At 68.7% G+C, this 12,057-nt stretch carries 9 protein-coding genes; 6 read left to right on the top strand and 3 right to left on the bottom strand.

Features of this window, described 5'->3' with window-relative positions; all coding sequences use genetic code 11:
• From E2E34_RS08900 to E2E34_RS08875, 6 genes are all read left to right on the top strand, one after another.
• Positions 1 to 616: DUF4246 family protein (locus E2E34_RS08900; RefSeq protein ID WP_138901372.1), on the top strand; the 616-nt coding region annotated here is incomplete at its 5' end.
• A gap of 296 nt (positions 617 to 912) precedes the next feature.
• Positions 913 to 1,080 (top strand): rRNA adenine N-6-methyltransferase family protein, encoded by a 168-nt coding sequence (locus tag E2E34_RS36310; protein WP_244315581.1) that lies wholly within the window; start codon positions 913 to 915, stop codon positions 1,078 to 1,080.
• Between the two features lie 2,139 nt (positions 1,081 to 3,219).
• Positions 3,220 to 4,248, top strand: coding sequence for a FecCD family ABC transporter permease (locus E2E34_RS08890; protein WP_138901371.1), 1,029 nt, complete (start codon positions 3,220 to 3,222; stop codon positions 4,246 to 4,248).
• A 34-nt stretch (positions 4,249 to 4,282) separates the two neighbouring features.
• Positions 4,283 to 5,371, top strand: coding sequence for a FecCD family ABC transporter permease (locus tag E2E34_RS08885; RefSeq protein ID WP_138901370.1), 1,089 nt, complete (start codon positions 4,283 to 4,285; stop codon positions 5,369 to 5,371).
• Positions 5,368 to 6,204 (top strand): ABC transporter ATP-binding protein, encoded by an 837-nt coding sequence (locus E2E34_RS08880; protein WP_138901369.1) that lies wholly within the window; start codon positions 5,368 to 5,370, stop codon positions 6,202 to 6,204. The genes E2E34_RS08885 and E2E34_RS08880 overlap by 4 nt, the downstream gene beginning before the upstream one ends.
• 190 nt (positions 6,205 to 6,394) lie before the next feature.
• Positions 6,395 to 7,351, top strand: a complete 957-nt coding sequence (locus tag E2E34_RS08875; protein ID WP_138901368.1) for an ABC transporter substrate-binding protein — start codon at positions 6,395 to 6,397, stop codon at positions 7,349 to 7,351.
• A gap of 82 nt (positions 7,352 to 7,433) precedes the next feature.
• Here the strand turns inward: E2E34_RS08875 and E2E34_RS08870 are convergent, their stop codons facing one another.
• The 3 genes from E2E34_RS08870 to E2E34_RS08860 are packed head-to-tail and all read right to left on the bottom strand — an operon-like array spanning position 7,434 to position 12,048.
• Positions 7,434 to 8,792, bottom strand: a complete 1,359-nt coding sequence (locus E2E34_RS08870; RefSeq protein ID WP_138901367.1) for a glutamine synthetase family protein — start codon at positions 8,790 to 8,792, stop codon at positions 7,434 to 7,436.
• Complete coding sequence (locus tag E2E34_RS08865) at positions 8,789 to 10,630, bottom strand: IucA/IucC family protein (protein ID WP_138901366.1); 1,842 nt, start codon at positions 10,628 to 10,630, stop codon at positions 8,789 to 8,791. Before E2E34_RS08865 ends, E2E34_RS08870 begins: the two co-directional genes overlap by 4 nt.
• Positions 10,627 to 12,048 carry an MFS transporter gene (locus E2E34_RS08860; protein WP_138901365.1) on the bottom strand — a complete coding sequence of 474 codons (1,422 nt, stop codon included), beginning with the start codon at positions 12,046 to 12,048 and terminating at the stop codon, positions 10,627 to 10,629. The genes E2E34_RS08865 and E2E34_RS08860 overlap by 4 nt, the downstream gene beginning before the upstream one ends.
• Positions 12,049 to 12,057: the final 9 nt, after the last annotated feature.

Genomic DNA, 12,057 nt, shown 5'->3' with positions numbered 1-12,057 from the left:
GCCCGACGCCTCCGCCCGCATCGACCTGCGCGGCCGCCGCCTCCAGGTCATCGTCAAGCTGGCCACCGTACACCTCACCCCGGACCAGCCCCGGTACGCCGGCGGTTCCTGGCACGTCGAGGGCATGCTGAACGAGCGGATAGTCTCGACCGGCATCTACTACTGGGACAGCGAGAACATCACCGAGAGCCGGCTGGGCTTCCGCGGCGCCCTCGACGACCCGCACTACGAACAGAACGACGACGCCGGGCTGCGCGAAGTCTACGGCCTCGAAGACGAGGACGCCCTGAACCAGGTGCTGGGCGCGGTACCGACCCCGGAGGGCCGCTGCCTGGCCTTTCCCAACGTCCTCCAGCACCGCGTGGACGCCTTCCGCCTCGCGGACCCGACCCGCCCGGGCCACCGCAAGATCCTCGCGTTCTTCCTCGTCGACCCGACGCAGCGGATCGTCTCGACCTCGGACGTACCGCCGCAGCAGCCCTGGTCCGAGACCACGACCATGACGCTGGAGCAGGCCAAGACGTACCGCGAGGAGCTCATGCAGGAAAGGAAGTTCTTCGTGGACGAACACAACGAGCAGCTCTACGAACGCGAATTCTCCCTCTGCGAGCACTGAACCACCATGGCGGGGGCGCGGTACTGAGAACCCCTCTCCCCCATCCGAAATCGACGTCGTACGCACGCTGGGGTGCCCCATGACTTCCTGCGCGACGGCTTCTTCCGGTACGTTGGCGAGTCCGGCCGCTCGGCATGGGAGCCGGTGTTGCAGGACGATCCTGGCTGGCTCCAGGGCTGTTACCGGGACGAGTCCCTGGTGACGCAGATCGCGGGCACCATCACGCAGGCGGACATCGACGCCGGATCGTGCGCGAGCCGACCAGCTCCGGCACGCTGCCGTCTCTCGTCCTGCGCATGCTCGAGGAACTCCACGTCGAGTCCGGCATGCGCGTCCTCGAGATCGGAACCGGCACCGGATACTCCACGGCCGTCCTCAGCGAGCGCCTGGGCGAGGAACTCGTCACCTCCATCGAGTACGACGAGGAGGTTGCCAGCAAAGCGCGCACAGCCCTGCATCACTAGGGCCTCTACCGACGCTCATCTGCGGCAACGGGATTTTCGGACACGCCGACGGGCCCGTAGGACAGGGTCATCGCCACGTGCGGCGTGAAGACGGTGCCTGCAGCCAGACCCGGCCCGGCAGGCTGGTCCTGGCCACCATCGGCGGCTGACTCAACGCGTCCGAACTCGCGCGGCTGACCGTCCACGACGACGGCACAGCGTCCGGGCCCCTGCTCAGCGGCCAGGTCAGCTTCATGCTCGCCCGCCCGCAGTCGCCGCCCCCGCTGGGCCTGCTCCCCGACCTCGGCACGGGCACGGAACGAGAGGCAAGTATCGGAGCCGACTGCCTGGAGGACTGGACGTCCCGCTTCATCGTCCAGTCTCAATGTCCAATCCGGTTCGTGGGCCGCCCTCTACGGGGAGGGTGGCCGCTGAATCACACGCCAGGACGGCCCGGACCTGCTCTGGGATGCAGCCGAGGAGAAGCTCGGGCACTGGCACGCCGCTGGGAAGCCAGCCGTAAGCAGGCTCACCCTCACGATCACCACGGCCGGCAAAGCCCTCAACTGGTGAGCTCGTCTGCCCAGTCCTGTTCATCCGCCACCCTGTACAGGTCGGTGGGCAGGAGTGGGCCGGCACCGGGGCAAGCAATCCGCAGCCTGTGCCGACGGCCCCTTACCGTCGAGCAGCCGGTGAACCTCCTCGTCCACGGACAGCCGGGTGCACGCGTGCCCGTGCGACGGGGCGCGCGGCTGCGGCCTTCGCCGTGCGGGCTTGGACCGTGGAGGCCAGGCAGGCGGAGCGGGGTCTGGCAGGCGGCGATGAGTGGGCCAATGCAGGAGCTGTGATCCGCTCCGACCGTGCCAGTCCGGCCGACGACGCCTTGGACAGGTCGCCGGCCCCACTGCGACGAACACATGGGGTGCACCAAAGACAACTCCTTCACGCACCCTCATGGGCCTGGGGCTTGGAGTAGGGCTCCGTTCCTTGGACCAGTCTGTAACGCATGGCCCGGAATGGAGCCCGCTTGCGCTCTCTTCGACGTGCGCGGGCCTGCAGTCCCGATCTCTGCGCGTCTTGCATCAGCTCGGCAAATGCCTGATCCCTTTGTCTGTACCTGCAGGCCGTGTGCTGGGAGAGGGCGGCCAGAGCCGCTGATCGCGCGACCGTCTCGCCGTTTCGCAAAGCCTCCAGGATCACCTGAGCACGCGCAGGCGTCATATGGTTCCGGCGCCGAGCGGCTTCGCCGCTGGGGACGGGTGAGGTCATGTCAACGCCACCCAATGTCGTCCGCCCTTCATCATGCCCCGGTGAAGAGGGACGGTGCGGTCGTCGTACTGCAGCAGGGCTGCCGTGTGAGTCCTGTCCTGGTGGGGTGTGCAGAGTGGCTGCCAGCGGTTCCGCGGGGACGACCGCCGCGCCAGCCGGCTCAGTCGTGCCAGCACGTTCCGGTGAGCATTGGTCGAATGCGTGAGCAGGGCTGATTCCTGGACCGTCAGGGGTTCCGCAGCGGCGAGTGCGAGCTCGTCGAGGCGGACAGCCGCGATGGCTGACGCTGTTTCGAGGGTGGCGCGTGTGAGGCCGAGGTGGTGGCTGCGGCCCGCAGCGCCTTCCGGATCGCTCGGGATCAGCCGTCCCGAGAGGTACACCCTGGCGCGAACTCGGTCACGGACTGCTGTGGGCGCGATGTCGGTGAACTCAAGGAGAGGAGCCGGTGTGTCGTCTGATGCGCATGTGGCCTGTGGAAGCAAGGGACTGCCCGCTGGCAGTCTCAGCGTCAACCTCCCTTTTCCGTCGACGGTGTACAGGCCGGCGAGATCAGAACGGTGCCCGTCGGTTACGAGGGTCAGCGATCCTGTACATGTCAGTACCGAACGGATCCACTCTGCCGTAGTCAGCTCGGTCGCGCAGGCAGCGGAAGAACTCATCACGACTCCTGGATTGACTTACCTAATCCAAAGTTCTTGGGTCCTTGTGGCCAACCCTCCGCAGCGGCATCGACGGAGAGGCACCCGCACCCGCGGGACATGGTGCGGCCTCCAGTGATCGAGCCGTCAAGCAATTCGTCGCAGTCCGTTACGCGGTGGCCGCAACCACCCCTATACTTAGGCTCGCCTAAGTTCGTGATCACTGAGGACCCGCCACGTCGGAATGGATGCGATGTCAGCCGCCACCATCAGCAGCCCAAGAGCAGCGCTTGTCGGCCGCCGAACAGGCTGGACGGCAGCGGCCGTTGTCGCGCTGCTGCTTGCGGTGCTGCTCAGCCTCGCGGTCGGGGCCCGTCACATCGCCCCGGGCGTGGTCTTCGACGCCTTGCTGCACGGCGGCACGAGCGAGAGCGCCGAAATCGTACGGTCGCTGCGGGTGCCCCGGACCGTCGTGGGCGTGATGGTCGGCGCGGCACTGGCCCTCGCAGGCACGGTGATTCAGGGGATCACCCGCAACCCCATCGGCGACCCGGGTGTGCTGGGCATCAGCCAGGGTGCCGCGGTGGGTGTGGTGCTGGCGATCGCTTTCGCGGGGGTGCACACCCTCGCCGGCTACGTATGGTTCGCGTTCGTCGGTGCCGGAGTCGCGTCGGTGGCCGTGTACGCCGTCGCCTCCAGCGGGCGGGGCGGGGCATCGCCCCTGAAGCTGGCGCTGGCAGGCGCGGCCGTCAACGCACTGCTCATCTCCGTCATCCAGGGCTTGCTCACGACGGACGCCGCCACCTTGGACGAGTTCCGCTTCTGGCAGGTCGGCTCGATCGCCGGACGGAGCGCGGAAGTGGCGGGTCAGATCTGGCCGTTCCTCGCGGCGGGCGCGGTGCTGGTGCTTTCGGTGGCGCGAGGGCTCGATGCCCTGGCGCTCGGCGACGACGTCGCGAAAGGGCTCGGTCAGAACGTGGCGACCGTACGGATCGTGGGCGGCATCGGCGCGACCGTGCTCACCGGCGTCGGCGTCTCGGCCGCCGGGCCGATCGCCTTCATCGGCTTGGCGGTCCCGCATATCGCCCGTGCCATTGTCGGCACCGATCACCGATGGGTGCTGCCGATGGCGGCCCTGCTCGGTCCGGTCATGCTGCTCGTGTCGGACGTCATCGGCCGGATCGTCTTCCCGCCGGGCGAGGTGCCGGCGGGTGTGATGACCGCCCTGATCGGTGTGCCGTTCCTGATCGCCATGGTCCGTCGCAAGGCGGTGTCCGCATGACGGCCTCCAACATCGAGCACAAGGAGGTGGGCACATGACGGCCTCGCTCATCGAGAGCCAGGCGGCGGCCGTGCGCCCAGGCGGATACTCGCTCGTGAGACGCGGCCGCGCGTCCTTCCTCGTCCACAGGCGTGCCGCGATCGCCTCGTGCGTTCTCGCCGTGCTGACGGCGGCTGTCTGCCTCGCGTACCTCTGCCTTGGTGAGAGGTTCGTCGCGCCGGCCGAGGTGCTGAACACGTTGTCCGGGCAGCCGTCGACTGCCGACTTCGTGGTGGGCGAACTGCGGTTGCCGCGGCTCGTTCTGGGACTGATGGTCGGTGCCGCCTTCGGGGTCGGGGGCGCCCTCATCCAGACCGTTGCCCGCAATCCACTGGCGAGCCCCGACATCATTGGTGTATCCCAAGGGGCCAGCGCCTTGACCATCGGCGCTCTGACGTTCGGTGTCGGCTCGTTCAGCGTGCTGCCGTACTTCTCGGTCGCCGGCGGAATGATCGCCGCCGCACTCGTCTACTTCTTCGCCTGGCGCGGTGGTCTGCACGCGGCGCGGTTCGTCCTCATCGGCATCGGCGTCGCCATCGCACTGCGGTCCGTCGTCCATCTCTTCATCACCAAGGGTGACTACCTGGTGGCCCATCAGGCACAGGTGTGGATCACTGGCTCGCTCAACGGTCGCGGCTGGGACGAAGCCGCACCGCTCGGCTGGACTCTGCTCGCCCTGGCGCCGTGTGTGGTCTGGGCGGCACGGGCACAGCGGAACGCCGCCTTCGACGACGACACGGCAACTGCACTGGGCGTGCCGCTCCAGCGAACCCGGCTCGGGCTGGCGCTGCTGGGCGTCTTTCTCGCGTCGGTGGCGACGGGTGCGGCGGGCCCGGTGGACTTCGTGGCGCTGCTCGCCCCGCAGATCGCCCGTCGGCTGACCCGCACGGCTCAGATTCCGCTGCTGTGCTCAGCGCTGCTCGGTGCACTGATCGTGGTGGCCGCCGATCTCCCGGCGCGCCTGCTTTTCGCACCGGTCGAGCTGCCCGTGGGTGTACTGACCGCGGCGGTCGGCGCGCCGTATCTGATCTGGCTCATCGTGAAAGACCGCAGCGTCCGCGGCAGTACTGGAGGAGTGGCGTGACCGAGAGCAGGCTTACAGCCCGTGACCTGACCCTGGCGTACGAGGAACGCACAGTCGTGGAGGGCCTCGACCTGGACGTTCCGCACGGCCGCGTCACCGTCATCGTCGGTCCGAACGCCTGCGGTAAGTCCACGCTGCTGCGCGCCCTCGGTCGGCTGCTCAAGCCGCGGCGGGGCTCAGTCCTGCTGGACGGTACGGAACTGAGCCGAATGGCCACCCGTACGATCGCGCAGTCGATCGGGCTGCTTCCGCAGACTCCGGTCGCGCCGGAGGCGATCACGGTGGCCGATCTGGTCGCGCGCGGTCGTCAGCCGCACCAGCACTGGTGGCAGCAGTGGTCGGAGGAGGACGAGCGGGCGGTCACCGATGCCATGGACCGCACCGACGTGACCGCCCTGGCCGCGAGGCCCGTCGATGAACTGTCGGGCGGTCAGCGGCAGCGCGTGTGGATCGCCATGGCGCTCGCGCAGGACACCGACCTGCTGCTCCTTGACGAGCCCACCACCTACCTGGACATCTCGCACCAGGTGGAGGTGCTGGACTTGGTCCGGCAGCTCAATCGCGAGCGTGGAAGGACCGTTGTGGCGGTGCTCCACGACCTCAACCAGGCTGCGCGGTACGCCGATCACCTGGTGGCGATGAAGGCGGGACGGATCGTCGCTCAGGGGCGCCCCACGGAGATCGTCACGGTGGATCTCGTGCGGGATGTCTTCGGCCTCGCATCGGTGGTGGTGCCGGATCCGGTGACCGGCGGCCCGCTGGTCGTGCCCGGCAGCCCCTGGCATCAAGACTCCTCCGCCGCAGCAGCAGCGGTTTCGGCAGAGGTCCGCTGACTCACCGACTGACACTCACGTCCGTACAGGCGGACGCCCGTTCGACAATGGGATGGCCAGCTCGGCCGTACTGGCGCGTAGTCCGAGTTGTGATGTCGGTGCGCTTGCCTGCACCATTACCTAAGCTTAGCTTTACCTAAGTTAACCCCCCGCGTCGACCAGTGCACTTGCGACGAAAGGCTTTACCCTCATGACCCCATCCATCACCCGTCGCGCCGCAGCTGTCGCTGTAGTTGCCGCGCTCGCCGTCAGCGCCACCGCATGCGGGTCCGAGAAGGAAGACGCCAAGTCAGCCGCCGGGGGCGGAAAGCACACCGTGACGACCGCCATGGGCAAGGTGGAGGTCTCCGACAGCCCCAAGCGCGTGGTCGTCCTGGACACCGACGCCCTGGACTCGGCCATCACCCTCGGCGTCAAGCCGGTCGGCGCCGTCACCGCCGAAGCGGGTGCGCCGATTTCCACCTACCTCCCTGAGGACAAGGTCAAGGGAATCAAGGCGGTCGGGCTCATCATGGAACCCAACCTCGAGGCGATCGACGGGCTGAACCCGGACCTGATCATCAGCAGCAAGGCGCGTGACGAGAAGAGCTACAAGGAGCTGTCGAAGATCGCGCCGACCGTCTTCACCGAGACGACCGGCCCCGACTGGCGGAAGAACTTCGAGCTGCACGCCGATGTGCTGGGCAAGAAGGACGAAGCGAAGAAGGTCGTCGCCGATTACGAGAAGCATGTCACCGAGGTGACCGGTGCACTGGGGGGCGCGGACAAGGCCGCCAGGACGAAGGTCGGGTTCGTGCGTTTCATCGAAGGCGCGGACACCCGCCTGTACATGAACGACACGTTCGTCGGCAGCATCCTCAAGGACCTGAAGGTCGGCCGCCCCGCGAACGTGGACAAGACCGGGTTCTCCCTCGACATCAGCCCCGAGCGGATCAGCGAGGGCAACTCCGACGTCATCTTCTACTCCACCTACGGTGACCCGGCGAAGGCCAAGGAGACCAGCGTCACCGGCGGCAAGCTGTGGAAGAAGCTGGACGGCGTGAAGAACAAGAAGGCGTTCAAGGTCGACGACAGCCTGTGGATGCTCGGCATCGGTTACACCGGCGCCGGCCAGATCCTGGACGAGATGAAGAAGAACCTCTCGTAACAGCGGTACCACGCACCATGACTGCGGCCCTGGCCACGGACATCCGTGGGCAGGGCCGCAGTCGTAGCACATGCTCAGGGCGTCACAGGCGCTCGAAGCCCCGGACCCGCTCCCAGTCGGTGACCGCCGTCTCGAAGGCCGCCAGCTCTGTGCGGGCGGCCTGCGCGTAGTGGCCGACGACCGCTTCGCCGAAGACCTTGGCGGCGATATCGCTGTTCTCCCACCGGTGCAGGGCCTCGGTGAGCGTGGCGGGCAGCCGCGGCACCGACGGATCGGCCAGTGCGTTGGCGGTGTGCGGCGCTGGGAGGTCGAGGCCGTTCTCGATGCCGTACAGGCCGGCGGCCACCGCGGCAGCGACGGCGAGATACGGGTTGGCGTCCCCGCCGGGCACCCGGTGCTCGATCCGCAGCGAGTGGCCGGAGCCCACGACGCGGACCGGGCAGGTGCGATTGTCCTGGCCCCAGGTGATGCCGGTGGGAGCGAAAGCACCCGGCTGGAGGCGCTTGTACGAGTTGATGTTCGGCGCCATCAGCAGCGCGAAGTCGGCGAGGCAGGCAAGCTGACCCGCGACGAAGTGGCGCATCAGCTCGGACATGCCGTCCTCCGCCGCCGGGTCGGCAAGGACCGCTGAACCGTCCGTGCCGCGCAACGACAGGTGGATGTGGCAGGAGTTGCCCTCCCCCTCGTCGTACTTGGGCATGAAGGTGAGCGCGACGCCCTCCTGTGCGGCGATCTGCTTCGCGCCGTTCTTGAAGACGACGTGGTTGTCGCAGGTCGTCATCGCCTCGTCGTAGCGGAAGACGATCTCGTACTGGCCGGCGTGGCACTCTCCCCTGGCAGTCTCCATGTTGAGCCCGGCGCGCACCATCTCCCGGCGGATGCGGCGGACCACCGGCTCGATCTCGGCCAGGCCCTGAAGGGAGTAGTCGACGTTGTAGGTGGTGGCCGTCTCCAGGTCCTGGTAGCGGCGGTCCCACGCCTGGCGGTACGACTCGTTGAAGATCAGGAACTCCAGCTCGGTGCCCGCGAAGGCGGTCAGTCCGCGCTCGGCGAGCCGGTCGAGCTGGGTCCGCAGTATCTGACGCGGGGCTACGTCGACCGGCTCGCCGCTCGGCCAGACGGCGTCGGCGAGGACGAGAGCGGTGCCCGGGTCCCAGGGGAGGCTGCGCAGCGTGGCCGGGTCGGGGCGGAGGACGAAGTCACCGAAGCCGCTCTGCCAGGCGTCGATGGCGTATCCGGATCCGGTGCCCATCTCGACGTCGGACGCGAGGAGATAGACGCAGGCGCCGAAGCCCTGCTCGGCCGCCTCATCCAGGAAGTAGGGCACGGACAGGCGACTGCCCTGGAGCCTGCCCTGGAGGTCCGGGACGCTGACGATGACTTCCTCGACGTGCCCCTCCTCTGCTTCGGCGCGCAGTCGCTCGTACGGCGAGTCGGTCATATCTGCTCCTGGAGTTCCTGAGGGTCCCGCGGTTCCTGAGAGACAGCGGTCGCGGTGGCGAGGGGGTTTGCGAGGGTGCCGTGGACTATGTCGAAGCCTTCGTCCTTCTCGGCGCGGTCGTGAAAGCCACCGCCGAGCAGCTGTTCACGGTTGAGTGCCACCCGGTCGAATTCCGCGGCGAGCAGGCCGAAGTCGTCGAACCGGCGAGCCAGTTCGGGGAAGCGGGCGTGGTAGCGCTCGATCTCGGCACGGACCATGGCCCAGAACTCCTGCTCCGGTACGCCGAGATGCTCGGCGGCCAGGGGGGCGAAGAACCGGAAGTGACCGGCGAAGACGGCGCTGAGCAGAGAGTGGGCCAGCTCGCCGGGGGGCCAGCGCAGCAGCAGCGAGTCAGCACGCTCGGAGAGGCCGGCGTACTCCGGGTGACTGCCGGGCAGCAGGTTGACGTCTTCGGCGAAGTCCTTGACCGCGATGCCGATGGGGATGTCGGCGGCGTCGTAGAGAACGACCGTGTTCTCGCCGTGCGGGCAGTACGCCACGCCGTACCGGTAGAGGTAGTGCAGCAGGCCGGGCAGCAGAGCGCGGAAGAACTGCTCCAGCCATGCATGCGGGGACAGCCCGGACCTGTCCACCAGTTCCCTCACAAGGGCGCGGCCGTCGGATCCGGTCTTGAGCAGTGCGGCCATGGTGCGGGCCTGCTCGCCGTCGCGCAGCAGCGCCGCGACCGGCTCACGCCAGACCGCGCCGAGGAGCTCGTGGTAGCGGTACGGGGCGTCCTTCACCGACTCGTACAGCGGGTGGTGCACGGCCACGCCCGCCACCTCGCCGAGCGGGTGGAAGCGCAGCTCGTCGCGGAGGTACGGGTCGGCGTCGCGGACGGCATGCAGCCAGGCGCTCACATCGGGTGCGGCCTCGGTGGGCTTCGTGGAAAGGCCGCGCCACACAAGGGTGTTACGGATGAGCAGCGGCACCTTCACGTTGCGGCGGTGCGGGTGGTCCAGATTCGCCAGGGTGCGGATGGACTGAAGCGGCCGGTAGCGGTCCGGGCCTTCGCCGAGTGGCACGATGCGGCCGTCGGCGAGGTAGGGGGCAAAGAGGGTCGCTACGGCCTCGTCCCAGTGGAAGGGGTGTACCGGCAGCCAGCGGAAATCGGCTGGGGCATAGCCGGTTTCGGCGCAAGTCTCCTGGAGCGTCGCCTCGAACTGCTTGCGTGTGTCCTCGGCGAGCTCCTCGGCCAGAAGGGTGTCGACGTCGAGACCGGGGACCCCTGAGTAGGAGGCGAGGCTGTTGTGGACCCCGGCCCAGAGCAGGTGCACGGAACCGGCGGCCTCGGGGGCGTAGGCGGCGGCGTCGGAGGCTGAGAAGCCCAGCCGCCCCTTGTTGAGCAGCATGCAGGGGTGGCCGTCCTGATGTGCCTCCAGGTCGAGGTGGTTCAGGTCGGCCAGTTCGGCGGCGGGCAGGGCGCGGGAGATGACCTCGGCCTCCGCCCGCCGGGTGGCCGTGAGTTCGCGCAGTACCTCGGCGGTGGTCGGCCCGTCCCAGCCGAGGACCGGGCGGGAGTCGAGCAACAGCTGCTCAGGGCCGGCCACGCTGCCGTCGGCCGGGGCGGGGTGCCGCTGAAGGGTGTCGGGAACGAGCCGCCAAGTGCCGAAGGTGCCGCGTGTTGCCCGGAAGGTCCAGTGGATTCCGTCGGCGAGGTCGAGCCGGTACGCGTCCGGAGTGTCGCCCGACGGGTCGGGCCCGGGGACGAGCAGTTCCTCGTACGCGAACTCCTCCAAGGCCTTGACGAGTAGTCGTCGGCCGGCCTGGGCCCAGGCGTCACGAGTGGTGCGGTTCATCGGTGGTTCTCCTCGGAGTACGCGGGGGAGGCTGGGGCCATGAGGGAGGGTGTGCGGTCCCCGGCGTTGAGCCGCACGGGTACGGGATCGGTGCTCGTCGTCACGCCGTCCTGCGGCTTCGGCGCATCGTCGCGGTCCGCCGCGGGCACGTCCGGGGCGGGCGAAATCCGCCCCGTCCGCCGCACGCCGGCTTCCGGGGCTGCGTTTCGAAAGCGCCGCACGGACAGGGCGACGGCGCAGAGCTGCACCGCCGCGGCGACGGCGAGCGGCAGCGCCAGGTCGTAGGAGACGGCAGCCGTGGCGGCCAGCGGCGCGGCCAGCAGACCGGCGGACCGGACCGTCTCCACCGCGGTGAACGCCGGCCCCTTGGTGCCGGTCGCACGGAACATCCGCAGCTCGATGGCGACCTGGCCGAGGCCGAGCCCGACGCCGTACAGCAGCCGGCCGCCGGCGAGTCCTGGCAGCGAGTCGGCCAGCCACGACCAGGCCATCCCGGCCGCGCCCACGGCCAGCGCGAGTGGCAGCAGTCGCTCACCAAACCGGTCGTGGCAGCGGCGTACCAGGGGAAGCACGGCCAGCGCGGAGACGCTCGGCAGGAAGAACAGCACGGCGGACCCAACCGAACCGCTGCCGAGGCTGTCGGAGAACTCGGTGAAGAAGGGCCGAGCGACATTGACCGAGAAGTCGAAGGTGACTCCGATCAGCGCGGCATAAGCGAGCATGGTGAACCAGGTGAGGCGGCTCGACGGCCCGCGCACAGTGGGACCGGGCGATGCGGGCGCCGTGACCGACGCGCCGTCGGTGTCCCGGTCGTCGGCGGCCGTGGAGCCGTCCGTGGCGGATGCGACCGCTTCGGCGGCCTTCACGTCGGGCCGCTTGCCCAGGATGCGGTACGTGAGCACGGCCAGCAGCGCGTCCAGGACCGCGAACGCCGAGATGCCGATGCGGGGTTCCGGAAGCGCGAGGACTCCGGCGCCCACCATCGTCGAGACCACGACGGACATATGGAAGACGACCACCAGCGTGCATACGCCGGCCAGCCGGGCCCGCTCGCCACCCTCCGACTCGTCACCGTGCTCGGCTATGAAGGCGGGATAAGCCAGCAGCAGGGCGCTGTTGGTCATCACGATGAGCGTCGACAGCACCGTGTACGCGGCATAGCTGGGTGCCATGCCCAGGAGCAGGTCGAGAACGGCGGACCCGCACAGCCCGGCCAGCACCAGTTTGTGCAGCGGCCAGCGCCGGGCCGCCAGCCCCCACAGAGGCAGGGCGGCGAGCCCGGCGATGCGGCAGATCCAGATGTACAGCCCGGTCGCTCCCGGATCCTCGATGCCGTACAGCCGCTCGAACAACTGCGGAAGGAAAGGCGTCAGCGCGGTCTCGGCCACCAGGTGAAGGCCGATAACGGATATGAGCACCGTTTTGGC

Origin of the sequence: Streptomyces albidochromogenes (assembly GCF_005981925.1) — a bacterium.
Classification (GTDB): Bacteria; Actinomycetota; Actinomycetes; order Streptomycetales; family Streptomycetaceae; genus Streptomyces; species Streptomyces albidochromogenes.
The sequence above is the reverse complement of the archived record's forward strand: the minus strand, read 5'-3'. Positions and strand labels throughout refer to the sequence as shown.